Raw genomic sequence first — 15,787 nt, forward strand, 5'->3', positions numbered from 1 at the left:
TATTATTATTTATGATTTTAATTTTAATTTTTTCTTAAGTTTTTTATTAATTTAATTTTTTCATTTACAAATAGTATTCTCTTAAGATTATATATATTATTAATTTAAGTTTTATGTGTAAATAAAATTTTATATATTGTAAAAAAGATTTTAATTTTTCTAATTATTTCTTTTGTTTATTTTGAGTTTATTTCTTTAGAAATGTTTATAAATATAATTAATAACAATAGTTATATAGATATAATTTTTATGAATATAAAAAAATATTATTAAATATAAAAACTCGGAGTGAAAAAAATGGTTATAATAATTGGATCTGGAGCTGGAGGAGCTATAATTGCAATGGAATTAGCAAAATCCAATATACCAGTCACAATAATAGAAAAAGGACCATACATAAAAACTAAAGATGCAATCAATTACTATGATAAATCATATGAAAATATGGATTTATTAAAAACAACCTGTGTTGGTGGATCTACAATCGTTTCAGCAGGAAATGGAGTAAGAATCTTAGAAAAAGAGTTCAAAAATATTGGAATAGACCTTTCAAATGAATATAATCAAGTTGAAAAACTACTTAACATCCATGAAATGGATGATAATCATATAGGTGAAGGAACTCAAAAATTCATAGATATCTCAAAACAATATGGTTTTAAAACACAAAAAATGCCTAAATTTATAAGAGATTCAGAATGTAAAATTTGTGGGAAATGTTCTTTTGGGTGTCCACAAGATGCTAAATGGAGCTCAAAAGATTTTATTGATATAGCTATTAAAAATAATGCAGAATTATTAACAAATACTGAAGCTACAAAGATAATAATCGAAAATGGACAGTTAAAAGGAGTAGAAATTAAAAAAGATAATAAAACAAGAATAATAAAATCAAATGAAATAATACTCGCAGCTGGAGCTATAAATTCTGCAATAATACTCCAAAATTCAGGAATAAACGCCGGAAGAAAATTATTCATGGATCCATTTGTAACTGTAGGTGGATTATTAAAAGATATTCATTATAATACTGAAGTTCAAATGAATGCTTTAGCCATAGGAAATGATTATATTTTATCCCCACACTTTTCTACATATGCAGCATCATTCCTTAAAGAAAATGGTTATGATATCGAAAATAAAGATATATTAAGTATAATGGTTAAAATTCCAGATGATGGACTGGGAAAAATAGAAAATGGGAAAGTAATAAAATATAATTCTATAAATGATATAAAGCGTTTAGCTGAAGGTTCAGCTGCTGCTGGTGCAATATTAACCACTGCAGGAGTAGATCCAACAACAATTACTTCAACAGTTTTTAGAGGAGCACATCCTGGAGGTACTGCTGCAATTGGTGAAGTTGTTGATAAAAATCTTCAAACTAATATAAATGGTTTATATGTAGGAGATGCAAGTGTTATACCATGGTCTCCTGGAAAACCTCCAATATTACTCATATTGGCTTTAGCATTAAGATTAGCAAATCATTTAATTGAAGAATATTCTTAATAAAATTTTCTCTTTATTTTTTTTAAAATTGTTTATTTATTTCTTCTTCATTAATTATTCTTTCACAATAATGGCATCTAAGAAGTAAAGGGTCTTTTTTTATAACATAAAACTTACTTTTTATCGGTTCTGGAGTGTTACTAATGCATTTAGGATTTATACATTTAATGATAGATTCTAATTCATCTCTAAGAGTAACTTGAGCTTTAGAAATAATTTCATACTCTCTTATAATATTTATAGTTGCATTAGGTGAAATTAATGCAATTTGATCTAATTCATCATTATCTAATTCTCTATTCTCTATCTTAACAATATCTTTTTTACCTCCATCACTAGAAGAAACATTTATTGCTAAAGAAACATTAGATTCTCCATCAGGAAGTCCTAAAATTCTCATTACATATAATGATTTATTTGCAGTAATATGATCAATTACAGTACCATCTTTAATAGGTTTAACTTTAAGCTCAGGTTTTATCATAATATCATCTATATAAAATAATTTATTTAAAATTTATGAAAAAAAGTATTAATTTAATAAGATAAGTTTTAAAAAAATATTTAAAAAAAAGAAGATAAGGATAATAAATATCCTTAAGCTACGAAAGATTCAATAAATTTAGCATATGCTGGTCTTGTAATGAATACTCCAATAAGTACACCTAAAATTGTGGTAAATGCAAAACCAGAAATAGTACCTATACCACTACTACCTCTAGCAAATCCAATATATGTTAAAGGTAACATAGCTGCAATTAAAGTACCTGCAGAAGCAAATATAATGAATAATGCATTTTTAACATTCATTCTTGCTCGAACATGTTTATGTTTTGATTTATCTGATTGATGCGTAAGTACTTCATCCGTAATAATAATTTGATCATCAATACCCGTACCAACACTTGCAATTAACCCGGCTATTGCAGCTAAATCAATATTCCAACTAATTAATGACGCAACACCTAAAACAATCAGCACTTCAGATAAACTTGTTATCATTATAGGAACAACTAATATTGGTTTTCTATAACGAATATAAACAATTCCACTAATTACTAATATTGCTAATAACCCTGCAATACATGTACCTTCTAAAAATTCCTGACCTAACTCGGCAGAAATCGTATTTGAACCAACAACATGAACTTTCACTGGTAATGATCCTGTTTTAAGTACAGTATAAACCGTATTTGCTTTAGATTGGGTTTCTTGAACAGTATCTTCACTACCCGTAACCTCTAAATCGGTAACAGGTTCACCAGTAGCTAATTCTGCAGATAAACTTGGAGGATCATTATCTATAGGTTTACCATCTAAGTACATTACTACTTTTTGTCCAGATTTACCTTTAGCCACATCAGCAAAATGTTTAGCTCCATCTGTTGTCAAAGTAAATGGTACAATCCAAGAAGTTTCACCTTCTACTTTATAACTATCAACACTCGCAACATCATTTCCAGTTAACGCTGTTTGATTATCAATTTTAGCAGTAAATACTCCAGGATTACCAATTAAACGCTCAACTTCGGAAGGAGACTTACCAGCCATTTCAATAATTACTCTTTGATCTCCACTTTCACGAACTTTTACATCTGAAACTCCATATAAATTAAGACGTTTATCAAGAACAGTTGTGACAGTTTTCATAGTACTACTATTAACTGGTTCATCTAATTGTAACTGGATGGAAGATCCACCTTTTAAATCTAAACCTTCATCAATCCCTAAAGCCGCTACACTAATTATACTAATTAAAATAAATGCAATTAACAGAATTACTTGTTTATCTTTCAAAAACTCTTTAATTTTTTTCTTGTTTTTCATTTTGATCTCTCCAGATAAACTCTTAAAATTGTTAAATTCATACACCAAGTTGTAAGTATATCTGCACATAGACCTAAAATAAGTACAGATGAAATACTAGTTAATGTGGAAGCTTCAGGTATTAAAAATGCTGTAACAATATATAATACAACCATAGCAGATATAGCTGATATTGACATTGTTAAACCTGTTTCCATAGCATCACTTGCTCTTTTAACTACAGTACCATCATGTCTTTTCAGTAACCGAGTAGTAAGTAAAATATCTGTGTCAACACTGTAACCAATAAGCATTAATAATGCACCAACAGATGCTATACTTAAAGGTATTTTGAATAAAGCCATTCCTCCAATAGCAATTACAATATCACATAATGCTGCAAGAATAACTGCAACAGAAGGTACAGGCTCTCTAAATACAATAAATACAGTTATTGCCATAAATATAAATGCAAATAATAATGCCCAATAAACTTGACCCATTGCTTCTTGACTTAATACTGGCCCAATTGCATTAAAACTCGCAACTTTACCATTATCCCCTAAAGCTGAAGTAAATGTCGTATCATTAATACCATTACTTATATCAACAGTAACCTTATTTGAATCGGCTCCATTACTATAAACACTAACATCAGAGGTATTTAAACTATCGGATAATTGAGATTGCAAAGCACTTGGACTAATATTACTAGTTAATTGAACTTCTGCAGTGGACCCTCCTTTTAATTCAATACCTTGGTCAACACCTACAAAAGTTATAAGTGCTAATGCTATAATAGTTATAATTATTGGAACGAAAATTACTTTTTTGTAAGATTCCATAAATTTTTCAAACATTTCTATTCATAACCATATAATTTTTAAAACTAATTTTTTGTAATAAAAAATAGTTATATATTTTTATTTAAAATTAATAATTCAATAATTATAATAAAATAAAGTGTATAATATTACTAAAAATCAATTATTAATTTTAAATTATTTTATAATGTAATAATCTAGCTGTAATTTAAAATAAATTAATTATAATGAAAATATTTCACATATGTTTAAAGTTAGATTATAAATATATTATATGAATAAAGATTTAAAGTTTTGTATAAAAATTAAAAAATAATAAAAATAGAAAATTTTTAAAATATAAAAAAATTAGTATAATAAGAATTTTAACTGTAAATACTTAAATCTAATAATCTTGCAATATTAAAACTATCATCAGCAATTTGATTTAAAGTTTTATCTTTAGTTTTAAGAGTAAAAGTTTCAATTACACGCCCACCTCTAACTTCTACCTTTTCAGTCATTCTTTTAATAGCATTTTTTCCACCAGAATTTGACATAGTAGCGAATAAAACAACATCTTTTCCTTTTAAATCTAGTTTATCTATTAAAGTAATTATAGCAGGAACTGGATTGCTAGCCCATGTAGGAGTGCCAATATAAATCAAATCATAATCAGAAATATTAATATTAGATGGGGTAATTTCAGTTTTACTTTCCCTAAAAGCATCTATACTAGAACTAAATTTACTAAAAAATCCACTTCGTTTCTTAATATCTTTAACTCTAATAATATCACTAGATAATTCATGTGCTAAAGTTTCAGCAACTATTTTAGTATTTTCACTTTTTGAATAATATATAATTAAAGTTTTCATGCTTTCATGTTCCTATTTTTTCTAAATTTTCAATAACCAACATCATATATTTAAGGATGCATACCATAAGCTTCTAAACCTTCAGTTTCATCAAATCCACATAAAAGATTCATATTATGGATAGCTTGACCAGAAGCCCCTTTAACTAAATTATCAATAGCAGATACAATAACTAATCTACCAGTTTCATCAATCTCAAAACATCCTATATGAATATAATTAGATCCACGAACAGAACTTAAACGTGGCATTTCTCCTTCATCCATAATTTTCACGAAAGGTTCATCTTTATATTGTTTAAGATAAATATCACGTATTTCTTCACTACCAATATCATTATATTCATCTTTTAAAAAACTATGATTTGTAGTTAAAATACCTCGAATCACAGGAACTAAATGAGGAGTAAAAGATACTTTAACATCAGAAAATAATCCTAATTCTTGTTGAATTTCAGGCATATGTCTATGACTAGTTACTTTATATGGATTAATATTATCTCCAATATTTGGATAATGACTGGATTCTGTTGGTTTAATACCAGAACCGCTAACTCCAGATTTACTATCAAAAATACATCTATTTAACATTTTTGCTTTAGATAAAGGAAAAGCAGATAATATGGATCCAGTTGTGAAACATCCAGGATTAGCAACAAGTTTAGCTTTTTTAATCTCTTTTCTATGAATTTCTGGAAGACCATATACAGCATCTATTTTACCAGTATGTTTAAAACCATACCATTTTTCATAAATATTATAATCATTGAATCGGTAATCTCCACTTAAATCAATGACTTTAGCACCAGTATCTAAAAGTTCTGGAACAATTTTCATTGAAGCCCCATGTGGTGTTGCTGTAAATATAATATCCGCATTAATATCATTTAATTTTTTATTACTAAATTTTAAACCAGTATCCCTAAGATTAGGATGAACTTTATGTAACGGGATGTTATCATACTTTCTAGAAGTAATATCTGTTATTTCTACTTCTGGATGGTTTAATAAAAATCTAATTAATTCTCCACCAGTATATCCACTTGCCCCTATAATAGCTACGTCTACCATTTTTTTACACCAATAAAATAATAATTTATATTATGTTTTATTCCATATAAACTCTTTTTCTTTTGATTAAAGTAATATGTCTTTATGTTTTTGTATCATATTTAAAATTTAATTAATTTTAATAGATTCTTTTTCAGGGTTAACAATCTTTTAAATTTTCTTTACCATAATTTGTTTCTTTAATCTTTTTTATAATTTTACAACTGCTATCTAAATCTGCTTTATGATAACTTTTTACTTTTTTAACTTCAATATTTAAATTCCTATCTTTCAAACTTTTTCGAAGTTTATCTAAATCAAAATCTTGATCTGCACCTATAGCTATTATATTGGGTTTTATTTCTTCAACTATTTTAAACATATCTCCATCATGCCCAAGATAAGCTTCATTTACTGGTTTTAAATATTTTACCATTTCTAATCGTTGATTTTCATTTATAATAGGTATTCTTTTTCGTTTTTTGACTGTTGAATCTTTAGCCACTACAACTATTAATTCAGCATTCTCTCCACCTAATTCTTTAGCTTTTTCTAAATATAAACCATGACCTGGGTGGATTATGTCAAAAGTGCCACTTGCCATTACTTTCATTTTAGAATTCACCTTTTAAACTTTGATATTTTAATGCATCATCTATTTTGATTTTATCTTTATATAATGCTGAACCTATTACAATACCCTTAACTCCAGTTTTAGATAATTTTTCAACATCTTCTATTGTAGTTATTCCTCCAGAGTAAACAATTGGAATATTTACAGATTTCACTAATTCTAATATAGGGTCTATGTTAAATCCATTAAGTAAACCTTCTACATCAACATTTGTGAATAATATACTTCCAGCCCCATAATCTTCAAATTCTTTACTAATTTCTGTAGCACTTTTATTAATCTCTTCTTGCCACCCTTTTATAACAACTTTAGAATTTTTACTATCTAAAGAAATCATTATCCTATCGGCACCATACTCTTCAGATAATTTTGTTATTGTTTCTGGATGTTTGATTCCCATAGTACCAATAATTAATCTTTCAATATCTAAATTAAGTAAATTTTCAGCATATTCAATACTTCTTATGCCCCCACCTAATTGAATAGGAACATTAACCTCATTTAATATTTTTTTAATAGTTTCAATATTAGTTTCACCATTTAAAGTCCCATCTAAATCAATTACATGAACAGTATTAGCACCTTTATCTTCCCAATACTTTGCAACTCTCTCAGGATTATTAATCACTACTTGTTCAGTTCCAGGTTCGCCTTGAACTAATTGAACACATTTTCCACCTTTAATATCCACTGCAGGCATTATTAACATTTCATCTTTTTTAAACATATTAAAAACCATTTATTTAAGAAAATTTTGATAAAAAAACTTTATTTTTAAATAATATATACTACTTTAATATTTAAAAAGTATGATATATATTTATAATTACAAAAAAAATTTGCAAAGGATTTAATAAAAATGAAGAGAACAGCTTTAAAAATTGGTTATATAGGTACAAATTTTCATGGATTCCAAAGACAACCTAATCTTAGAACAATAGAAGAAGAACTTATTAATACTTTGCAAAGATTAGAATATTTTGGTGATTTAAAAAAAGCAAGATTTCGTATTGCCGGCCGAACAGACAAAGGAGTTCATAGTTTAGGAAATGTTATTAGTTTTCAAAGTGAAAAAGAAGTGCTCGTAAATCAAATCAATACAAATCTTCCAGATGATATTCAAATATTAGGTAAAGCTCCAGTACGTTTTGGTTTTAAACCTCGTTATGCTCAAATGAGACAATACCGATATATTTTATTTGATTCAGATTTAAATATGGATTTATTACATCAATGTGCAAATATTTTTAAAGGGACTCATAATTTTATAAATTTTTCAAAAAGAGAACAAAAAACACCTATAAGAACCATAGAAGATATAAAGATTTCAACACCTCTTTTCAATGAAGATGTGAAATTTAAAAATAATAATTTAACTAGTTTAACTAATTCTTGTTCCCCTATATTTATTGATATATTTGGAGAAAGTTTTCTATGGAATATGGTACGTAAAATGATGAGAATCTTTGTTTTAGTAGGTAAAGAAAAATTATCACTAGATCAAGTTGAAAATTTATTAAATCCTAAAATCAATGAAGAAAAAGCATGTATTAAAGTTATGAATGCAGATCAACTAATCTTAATGAATATTCAATATGATAATATAAATTTTATAAAAGATGATTATGCTATTGAAAGATTTAAAAGAATATTAATAAAAAATTTATTAAATTATCAACGTAACTATTCTTTAACTGAAAGTATAATTAATTCATTAAATGATATTTAACAGATTCAGGCTTCTTTAAATTATTAAAATAATTAATAATATTACTTTATTTGTATTAAATATAATCGTTAATATAAACTAATGGATTTTTCCTAACTACTCCCACTAAATTTTTTAAATATGGAGTTTTACTAAAAATTAACATGATAACATAGGGAATTATGAAAGCTATAAAGAAACATATCCAAGACATATAATAAAAATTACTTGGAGTAAAATATACTTTCATTATTATTCCAATAATAAATTCATACATAAGAAATATTCCTATAGTTATTCTGGATAAATGCATTAAAAATTTATAATATGATTTGTTTCTATTTGGTTCTTTATAAATATTAGTTGCATTTTTTAAGAAAATGAATAAACCAGCGGATTGTAAAATCATATAAACACTATAACGGTTAAATATAGTTATATCGTTACCTGGACTAATTGCAGGTGATAAAATTGGTAATAATATTGTCATCAATATAAATAAACCTAATCCAAAATTTTTATTGTTAAATATTTTCCATCTAGTATTCATTAAGTAGTAACCTAATATAACAAATCCAATTGGTCCCATAAAATAATTAATATATAATGCTAAGTCTATATTGAATGTACTTTTTAATAAACAAACTATTAACCAAATAACTAAAAAATATTCTGCCTCTCTAAGAGGAGTATTTTGAACCCAAGATTTAAGTATAGGTAAGAAAAGGTAAACTCCAAAAATTAACCACATATAACTATATTGAGTTGAAAACCAAGATTGTGCAAAGAATACACTTTTAAAAAGATCATAAAAACCAAGAACAGTAAAAGATTTTATACCAAAAAAATTCATTAGTTCTGGGTGGAATCCACATATTATTATTACAAGCAATGTAAGCAATATTGAAAAAAATATTAATGGAGTAGCCATACCCCAAAATCTATCTTCTAAAAATTCTCTTATTCTCCAATTTTCTTGCAAAAAACTACCCACTAACATTAAAAAAAGTGGAACTCCAAAATTAAATGCAGAATTTCCAATATCTGCAAGTAACCAATTAATATTTGCAAAATTATGCGGGGCTGTCATCACTGGGGGATATATACATACATGTGAAAAAATTAGAGATATTATTGCAATAGGAGGTAAAATTTTAAAAAAATCGTTTGATAATATTGGTTCTTTTACTTTTTCCATTTGTGTCAACTCATCTAAAATTAAAGTAGAGTGTAAAAAATTGAATTTTAATTTTTAGTTAATTTATTAAAAATAGTTATTATATAATTTTTTTATCAAACTTATTTATAACTTTTTGCTCTTTTTTAAAATTTTTGTCAAAAATTTAGGATGATTTTAGTTTGAATCTTATGTTTAATTTTAACATAGTTTATTAATATTTTAAATTCATTAAAACTATTAAATTCATTATATTTAAATGATTTAAAATTAAAATTAATCAATAATTAATAAAAAATATTATAAAAAATTATAAATTAAAAATATTTTTCTTATATTGGAGATAATTTATGAAGATATCTATTGTACTTGGAACAAGACCTGAAATAATTAAAATGGCTTCTGTTATTGATGAAATAATAGATCGTGGCCATGAATTACTTTTAATTCATACAGGTCAACATTATGATAAAGAAATGTCTGAAACATTTTTTAAAGATTTAAAATTACCTTTACCTAATTATAATATTCATGTAGGGTCTGGATCTCATGGTAAACAAACAGGTAAAATGATGGAAGGAATTGAAAATGTATTAATTAAAGAAAAACCTGATATTTTGCTTGTTCAAGGGGATACTAATGCAGTACTTGCAGGAGCATTAGTAGCGGTTAAATTACATATACCTGTAGGTCATGTAGAAGCAGGTCTTAGATCATTTGATGAAACAATGCCTGAAGAAATTAATCGTAAAGCAGCGGATGTTTCATCTAAATTATACTTTGTTCCTACTGAAGAATCTGCAATTAATTTAATTAGTGAAGATATTTCTCGTAAACGGGTAATCATAACAGGAAATACAGTAGTTGATGCATGTTATAGAAATTTACAAATTGCTGAGAATAGAGACATTTCTGAGTATGAAAAAGAATTAGCAGATTTAGATATTGATAATATGGATAATATTCTCACATTAACAATGCATAGAGCAGAAAATGTTGATGTGAAACAACGATTGAATAGCATAATAGATGCATTAATTGAATTAAAAGATATGAATATAATTTTCCCAATCCATCCTAGAACTCGAAAAACTCTTGAAAACTTCGGATTATTAGAAAAACTTAATAGTTATAATCATATTCATATTATAAAACCTGTTGGTTATTTAGATTTTCTTGTTCTATTATCTAAATCAACTTTGATTTTAACTGATTCTGGAGGATTACAAGAAGAAGCTATTACTTTAAATATTCCAGCATTAACCTTAAGATATAATACTGAAAGACCTGAAACAGTATCTGCAGGAGGTAATATTCTTGTAGGTTCTGATAAAGATGTAATTCTAGATAATGCTTTTAAAATTTTAAATAATCCTGATTTTGCAAATAAAATGAAAAATGCTAAAAATCCTTATGGTGAAGGAAACACTGCTAATGAAATTTTAACTTGTATAGAAAAATTTTATAAAGATAACAAATTAGCGTTGGTTTCACCTGATAAAGTTATGTCAACATTTAATAGGGAAATGAAATTAATCACTGAAGATATTACAGTTAAAGAATTTGAAGATAAATATGATGCATTAATACAATTTGTTTATAGTGATAATGCAATTTTCCCAAATGATGATTTAAATATTAAAAATAAATTCATATTATATAAAATTTATAGTTAAATAATTAATTATTTAACTCTATTATTTCTACCTATTTTTTTTAAGAATATAATAATATTATAATATTAAAGAGTAATTTTTATGATGCGTGATTTAAGTAATTGTGATGAGAATTCAATTCTACTTTTTGAATATTTTACAGCTAATGGAATAAATGACATGTCAATTATATCTGAAGCTACTGGTATGATTAAAGAATTAGCAGATGACTTAAAACATTTAGATATTTACCTTTTAGTTTCAAAAAAATTTAAAAATTTATTTGAAGATCTTGAAGTTCAAATAATATTTATTGACGAACCATTAATCCTTTGGTTAGAAAAAAATGCTTGTAAATTTAAAAAATCAATTTTTATAGCAGATGAAGGAGATGAACATTTATTTAATATAACAAAAATTCTTGAAGATAACAATCTTAAATTGTATTGTTCTAATTCAGAAAGTATCCTTACTTGTACAAATAAATATTTAACTCATGAAATGTTAAAAAATCTTGTAAATCAACCATTAACTTATAAAATTAAAATTGATTCATTTTCTAATTTTAAAAATGAAATTTTAAGTATTTATAATGAATTCAATAAATATGAAGATACTAAATTAATTATTAAGCCTATTGATGGTGTAGATTGTGAAAAAGTATCTTTAATTTCAAAAAAAGAGGATCTAATCAATTTTAATAATATTTATCCTGAAGGGACAATTGTACTTATTCAAAAATATGTTGAAGGGTATTCTTGCAGTGTAAGTCTCTTAACTGATGGGAACCATGCAATTCCTTTAAGTTTAAATAAGCAGAATATTGTATTTGGTAAAAAAGATATTTCTTATTGTGGTGGGGAGCTTCCATTTAACCACCCATTGAAAAATCAAGCTTTTAAACTTGCAACTGAGGCGGTAGAAACTGTTAAAGGACTTAAAGGTTTTGTTGGTGTAGATTTGATTTTAGGGGAAGAAGTAACATTTTTAGAAATAAATTCACGATTCACAACACCTTATGTTGGATTAAAAAAACTAGTAAATTTTAATATAGGAGAAACAATAATTAATTTATTAGATAATAAAATTAATATTCAAAAATTAAAAGAAAATATTATATTAAATGGTAAAGTTAAATTTACTAAAGAAGAAAATGAATTAAAAATTGAAAAATTTAATTAATATTTTTATAATACGAGGATTATTATTTATGAAAGTAGCAGGTTTTGATATTGGTGGAGCCAATACAGATTTAGCAATAATAGATTTTAAAGACAATGAAATTAAAGAAGTAAAGACAGATTTTGAATATCTTCCGATGTGGCGAAAAAGCCAAGAGTTAGGTGAAACTCTTGTACGATTGATTGAAAATATTTGTCCTTTAGATGAAATTGATGCTGTGGGCATATCCATGACTGCTGAATTAGTTGATGCATATTCAACTAAAAAAGAGGGAGTTTTGGATATTATTAATAAATCAGAAAAAGAATTTAATGTTCCTGTAGGTATTGTTGGTATTGATGGGATGTTAAGTGCTTCTGATATTAAAAAACAACCAATTAAAGCTGCAGCTGCTAATTGGGTAGCTACTGCTGAAATTGCAGGTATTATGGAAGAAGATTGTGTGTTTGTAGATACTGGAAGTACCACTACTGATATAATACCAGTTAAAAATGGTTCAGAATGTGCTAAGGGACGTTCTGATTTTGAAAGATTAGCAACTGGTGAATTAGTTTATACTGGAACACTTAGAACAAATTTATCCAGTTTCTTAGATAAAATCCCATTTGATGGTATGGACTATAGGGTGGCATCAGAGTTATTTGCAATTACTGCAGATGTTTATACAGTTTTAGATTTAATTTCTCCTGATGATTACGTATGTGATACTTGTGATGGTCAAGGTAAATCTAAAGAAGAAGCAATGAGAAGAATTTCTAGAGTCTTATGTGCAGATTTAGATATTTTATCTCCTGAAGATATTGTTGAAATCGCACAATACATTCACCAAGCACAAGTTGCACAAATTGCAAATGCTTTAGATGAGGTTGCTTCAAGAGAAAATTTAGATATTGTTATAACAACAGGTTTAGGTAAAGATATTCTATGTAATGAAGCGGCTTTAAGTTTAGATTTAAGAGTTAAACCTATGGATATGTTATTGTCCGATGAAGAATGTGTTGTTGCTCCAGCTATAGGAACTGCTATAATGATGGAAAAATTCATCAGTTAAAATTTATTTTTTTGAGCTAGTGATTTGATATGGGAAAAAAGAAAAAATCAAATCTTTTAAAATGGTTATTGATTTTAACAGTAATAATATTAGTTGTTTTTTCTTTTATTAATAATTGTCAAACTACTACTGTAGGTTATAATGATTTAGGGCAAGTTGTGAAATATAACTATTCTCATTATTCAAATCCTGATGTTAAAATTGCTGTTGTTTCTGGTATGCATTCACGTGAATCATTACATCAATGGGTTTTACCTGAAGTTTGTAAATTCGTAGCATTATTTAATAATGTTGAAGTTGATAATTATAAAGTCACGGTTACTTCAAACCCTGAAGATTTTGATATTGGTCGAGCTAATGGGGAGTCTTTAGTTCATGATTATGTTGTTGATGATGTAGCTAATTCTGATTATGATTTAGTGATAATTGGCCATGATCACGAAGAAGGTTATGGTGATGGTTATTATATTGCAACACCTAGTATGGATTCTTCTTCTGTTGATTTAGCTTCTGCAGTAATGGAAAAGTTGTCAGATTTTAATTATTATAAACGAAATTCCGATAATTCTGCAAAAAGTTCTAGTATTACATCAGTTGATAATCCTATTGTAGCTACAGGTACTAATTTGTTTGTTTATGAAATACCTGAGGATGATTTTATATTATTTGCTTTTATTAATTCATATAGGTTAATATCAGAATCTTATAATGTTTTATCTTCATAAACACTATTTATTTTTTAAAATTAGTTATTTCTTTATTTTTGGAGAGTAAATCTTAAAGTTAGTTAGGTCTTTAACTGTTTGTCCTTGTTAAAGCTTAAGAAGGGGGATGATTTAAAACTTTAAGATTCCCTCTAGAAAAATAGACATTTTTTAAGTAATTTCTATTTTTCTAATTAAAAGTTTTTAATTAGTATTATTTAATATTTTCTATTTAATTTTATGGCTTGTTTTTTTATTTTTTATTTAATCTATTAAATATTCAATTATTATTCTTATAAATGAACATTGTTATTAGTTTAATCATTTATTTAATTAAGAACATGTTAAGTGGTTTTTAATCTAATATTTAAAAAAGTTTAATTAAAAAAATGATTAATATTCAATACCAAACATCTTTTATTCCAAGTAAATAAGCTATTGTATTAGAACTTAAATGTAAAATTAAAGTAATAAATCCTATGATTAAAACGAAATTTACACTTAAAGGTACTAAGAATGATATTAAAAGAAGTGACATTATTACGAAGTCTAATTGATCAAGGAAAGGTGCAGGTTTCCCACTAGCAATTCCTAAACGTCTTTTGATAAAACTTCCAGCAGCATCTCCTAACAATGCACCAAAAGCAAGAATAAATCCTAAAAATAGTCCATTAGGTATGCTTTGAAAAACATTTAGAGTTATTATTCCTCCACTTATTTGGGTTAAATTAATACTTAAAAAACCCTGAATACCTCCAACTAAAGTTCCTAAAATTGTCCCGGAAATAAATCCTTTCCAAGTTACCCCGTTACCTATAATTCTATAACCATCTGAAAGAGTTTTACCTTTATCCATAGGTGTTCCTCCACCAAAAGCAAGACCACTAAGGTTAGAAACATAAGCAGGTAACATAAAATAAATTGCTATTGCACAACTAATTAAAAAATTAACTAAATTAATTACCATAATTGATTTTCCATAATAAAAATTATTTTTGTTATATTAAAATTATTCTCTACAAACTATTTAAATTAGATTGTAATATAAGTAAAACAAAATTTTTTTGGCTCTGTCAAAAACTTGTGTGTTTTCATTTTTTGAAATTTTTTTGACTCATAATTTTTTTAAGCTTTATAATTGCTTTAATTGTGATTTAGAAATAGTAAAGTTAATATATTAAGTGGAGCTAATATATTTATATGTCAAGTACAAAAATAAAAGCTCCATGTTATACTATGGAGCCAATACAATTTAAACTTTACGATTTTTTGAAGAGTTTTCTGGTTTTAGATCTGATGTTTCTAAAAAGTTGATTGGATGTCAGGATATGAGTCCTAATTTGATTTGTCTTGAAAAAAATGGTAAGATAATATTTAGCAATCATAATGCTGTTTGTCCAGTGTGTGGGTCTCATCATAGTCGTAAAAATGGTAAAATTGAACGTGAATTAATATTTTTGAATAAAGGAACCGAAACTTGTATTGTTCAAAAGTATAAATGTAAAAATTGTGGTAATGTATTTAGTGCTGATTTGTCATCTTTAGTTGATACTAATCGGAATATTACTAAGCCAGTAATTGATTTTATCCTTAAATCCTATAGTATTAGTGGTGGATAGTATTTCGTA

Annotated in this window: 16 protein-coding genes; 7 read left to right on the plus strand and 9 right to left on the minus strand. The window is 26.1% G+C overall.

The features are described from left to right. The first annotated feature begins 297 nt into the window (after positions 1–297). On the plus strand, positions 298–1,512 hold the full coding sequence (locus ACA135_RS02160) for a GMC family oxidoreductase N-terminal domain-containing protein (protein WP_409198669.1): 1,215 nt from the start codon (positions 298–300) through the stop codon (positions 1,510–1,512). Between the two features lie 22 nt (positions 1,513–1,534). On the opposite strand, the gene pyrI is transcribed toward ACA135_RS02160, so the two are convergent. The 7 genes from pyrI to hisA form a co-directional block, all read right to left on the minus strand. After that, positions 1,535–1,996, minus strand: a complete 462-nt coding sequence (gene pyrI / locus ACA135_RS02165) for an aspartate carbamoyltransferase regulatory subunit (protein WP_409198670.1) — start codon at positions 1,994–1,996, stop codon at positions 1,535–1,537. 113 nt (positions 1,997–2,109) lie between these two features. Beyond that, positions 2,110–3,339, minus strand: a complete 1,230-nt coding sequence (locus tag ACA135_RS02170; protein ID WP_409198671.1) for a preprotein translocase subunit SecD — start codon at positions 3,337–3,339, stop codon at positions 2,110–2,112. Further along, positions 3,336–4,178 (minus strand): protein translocase subunit SecF, encoded by an 843-nt coding sequence (locus tag ACA135_RS02175; RefSeq protein WP_409198672.1) that lies wholly within the window; start codon positions 4,176–4,178, stop codon positions 3,336–3,338. Before ACA135_RS02175 ends, ACA135_RS02170 begins: the two co-directional genes overlap by 4 nt. Before the next feature lie 329 nt (positions 4,179–4,507). Further along, a complete protein-coding gene (locus ACA135_RS02180) occupies positions 4,508–4,999 on the minus strand; it encodes a flavodoxin family protein (protein WP_409198673.1) in 492 nt (163 codons plus the stop codon). A gap of 50 nt (positions 5,000–5,049) precedes the next feature. After that, a complete protein-coding gene (gene argC / locus ACA135_RS02185; protein WP_409198674.1) occupies positions 5,050–6,069 on the minus strand; it encodes an N-acetyl-gamma-glutamyl-phosphate reductase in 1,020 nt (339 codons plus the stop codon). A 139-nt stretch (positions 6,070–6,208) separates the two neighbouring features. Continuing rightward, on the minus strand, positions 6,209–6,652 hold the full coding sequence (locus ACA135_RS02190; protein WP_409199071.1) for an adenylyltransferase/cytidyltransferase family protein: 444 nt from the start codon (positions 6,650–6,652) through the stop codon (positions 6,209–6,211). A 10-nt stretch (positions 6,653–6,662) separates the two neighbouring features. Further along, complete coding sequence (gene hisA / locus ACA135_RS02195) at positions 6,663–7,409, minus strand: 1-(5-phosphoribosyl)-5-[(5-phosphoribosylamino)methylideneamino]imidazole-4-carboxamide isomerase (RefSeq protein ID WP_409198675.1); 747 nt, start codon at positions 7,407–7,409, stop codon at positions 6,663–6,665. Positions 7,410–7,541: 132 nt separating this feature from the next. On the opposite strand from hisA, the gene truA reads away from it, so the two are divergent. Beyond that, positions 7,542–8,411 carry a tRNA pseudouridine(38-40) synthase TruA gene (gene truA, locus ACA135_RS02200; protein WP_409198676.1) on the plus strand — a complete coding sequence of 290 codons (870 nt, stop codon included), beginning with the start codon at positions 7,542–7,544 and terminating at the stop codon, positions 8,409–8,411. 55 nt (positions 8,412–8,466) lie between these two features. Here the strand turns inward: truA and ACA135_RS02205 are convergent, their stop codons facing one another. Next, on the minus strand, positions 8,467–9,588 hold the full coding sequence (locus ACA135_RS02205) for an acyltransferase (RefSeq protein ID WP_409198677.1): 1,122 nt from the start codon (positions 9,586–9,588) through the stop codon (positions 8,467–8,469). A 329-nt stretch (positions 9,589–9,917) separates the two neighbouring features. On the opposite strand from ACA135_RS02205, the gene wecB reads away from it, so the two are divergent. The 4 genes from wecB (at position 9,918) to ACA135_RS02225 (ending at position 14,180) form a co-directional block, all read left to right on the plus strand. Further along, positions 9,918–11,243: a non-hydrolyzing UDP-N-acetylglucosamine 2-epimerase gene (wecB, locus tag ACA135_RS02210; protein WP_409198678.1), complete on the plus strand. Its 1,326-nt coding sequence runs from the start codon at positions 9,918–9,920 to the stop codon at positions 11,241–11,243. A gap of 81 nt (positions 11,244–11,324) precedes the next feature. Continuing rightward, positions 11,325–12,404 carry an ATP-grasp domain-containing protein gene (locus ACA135_RS02215; protein ID WP_409198679.1) on the plus strand — a complete coding sequence of 360 codons (1,080 nt, stop codon included), beginning with the start codon at positions 11,325–11,327 and terminating at the stop codon, positions 12,402–12,404. A 28-nt stretch (positions 12,405–12,432) separates the two neighbouring features. Further along, positions 12,433–13,455 carry a hydantoinase/oxoprolinase family protein gene (locus ACA135_RS02220; RefSeq protein WP_409198680.1) on the plus strand — a complete coding sequence of 341 codons (1,023 nt, stop codon included), beginning with the start codon at positions 12,433–12,435 and terminating at the stop codon, positions 13,453–13,455. A gap of 29 nt (positions 13,456–13,484) precedes the next feature. Beyond that, the gene (locus tag ACA135_RS02225; RefSeq protein WP_409198681.1) at positions 13,485–14,180 is read left to right on the plus strand and encodes a hypothetical protein; all 696 of its coding nucleotides are present in this window, start codon (positions 13,485–13,487) and stop codon (positions 14,178–14,180) included. A gap of 379 nt (positions 14,181–14,559) precedes the next feature. Here ACA135_RS02225 and ACA135_RS02230 read toward each other — a convergent pair whose 3' ends face one another. Continuing rightward, positions 14,560–15,126 carry a CDP-2,3-bis-(O-geranylgeranyl)-sn-glycerol synthase gene (locus ACA135_RS02230; RefSeq protein ID WP_409198682.1) on the minus strand — a complete coding sequence of 189 codons (567 nt, stop codon included), beginning with the start codon at positions 15,124–15,126 and terminating at the stop codon, positions 14,560–14,562. A gap of 361 nt (positions 15,127–15,487) precedes the next feature. Here ACA135_RS02230 and ACA135_RS02235 point away from each other — a divergent pair, with 361 nt between their 5' ends. Then, a complete protein-coding gene (locus tag ACA135_RS02235; RefSeq protein ID WP_409198683.1) occupies positions 15,488–15,778 on the plus strand; it encodes a hypothetical protein in 291 nt (96 codons plus the stop codon). Positions 15,779–15,787: the final 9 nt, after the last annotated feature.

The organism is Methanobrevibacter acididurans (assembly GCF_046197875.1).
In the GTDB taxonomy this organism is placed as follows: domain Archaea; phylum Methanobacteriota; class Methanobacteria; order Methanobacteriales; family Methanobacteriaceae; genus Methanobrevibacter_A; species Methanobrevibacter_A acididurans.

Bases quoted from the DNA above. Each gene is read 5' to 3' on its own strand.
- ACA135_RS02160 (WP_409198669.1), top strand. From the start codon at position 298: ATGGTTATAATAATTGGATCTGGAGCTGGAGGAGCTATAATTGCAATG.
- pyrI (WP_409198670.1), bottom strand. From the start codon at position 1,996: ATGATAAAACCTGAGCTTAAAGTTAAACCTATTAAAGATGGTACTGTA.
- ACA135_RS02170 (WP_409198671.1), bottom strand. From the start codon at position 3,339: ATGAAAAACAAGAAAAAAATTAAAGAGTTTTTGAAAGATAAACAAGTA.
- ACA135_RS02175 (WP_409198672.1), bottom strand. From the start codon at position 4,178: ATGTTTGAAAAATTTATGGAATCTTACAAAAAAGTAATTTTCGTTCCA.
- ACA135_RS02180 (WP_409198673.1), bottom strand. From the start codon at position 4,999: ATGAAAACTTTAATTATATATTATTCAAAAAGTGAAAATACTAAAATA.
- argC (WP_409198674.1), bottom strand. From the start codon at position 6,069: ATGGTAGACGTAGCTATTATAGGGGCAAGTGGATATACTGGTGGAGAA.
- ACA135_RS02190 (WP_409199071.1), bottom strand. From the start codon at position 6,652: ATGGCAAGTGGCACTTTTGACATAATCCACCCAGGTCATGGTTTATAT.
- hisA (WP_409198675.1), bottom strand. From the start codon at position 7,409: ATGTTTAAAAAAGATGAAATGTTAATAATGCCTGCAGTGGATATTAAA.
- truA (WP_409198676.1), top strand. From the start codon at position 7,542: ATGAAGAGAACAGCTTTAAAAATTGGTTATATAGGTACAAATTTTCAT.
- ACA135_RS02205 (WP_409198677.1), bottom strand. From the start codon at position 9,588: ATGGAAAAAGTAAAAGAACCAATATTATCAAACGATTTTTTTAAAATT.
- wecB (WP_409198678.1), top strand. From the start codon at position 9,918: ATGAAGATATCTATTGTACTTGGAACAAGACCTGAAATAATTAAAATG.
- ACA135_RS02215 (WP_409198679.1), top strand. From the start codon at position 11,325: ATGATGCGTGATTTAAGTAATTGTGATGAGAATTCAATTCTACTTTTT.
- ACA135_RS02220 (WP_409198680.1), top strand. From the start codon at position 12,433: ATGAAAGTAGCAGGTTTTGATATTGGTGGAGCCAATACAGATTTAGCA.
- ACA135_RS02225 (WP_409198681.1), top strand. From the start codon at position 13,485: ATGGGAAAAAAGAAAAAATCAAATCTTTTAAAATGGTTATTGATTTTA.
- ACA135_RS02230 (WP_409198682.1), bottom strand. From the start codon at position 15,126: ATGGTAATTAATTTAGTTAATTTTTTAATTAGTTGTGCAATAGCAATT.
- ACA135_RS02235 (WP_409198683.1), top strand. From the start codon at position 15,488: ATGAGTCCTAATTTGATTTGTCTTGAAAAAAATGGTAAGATAATATTT.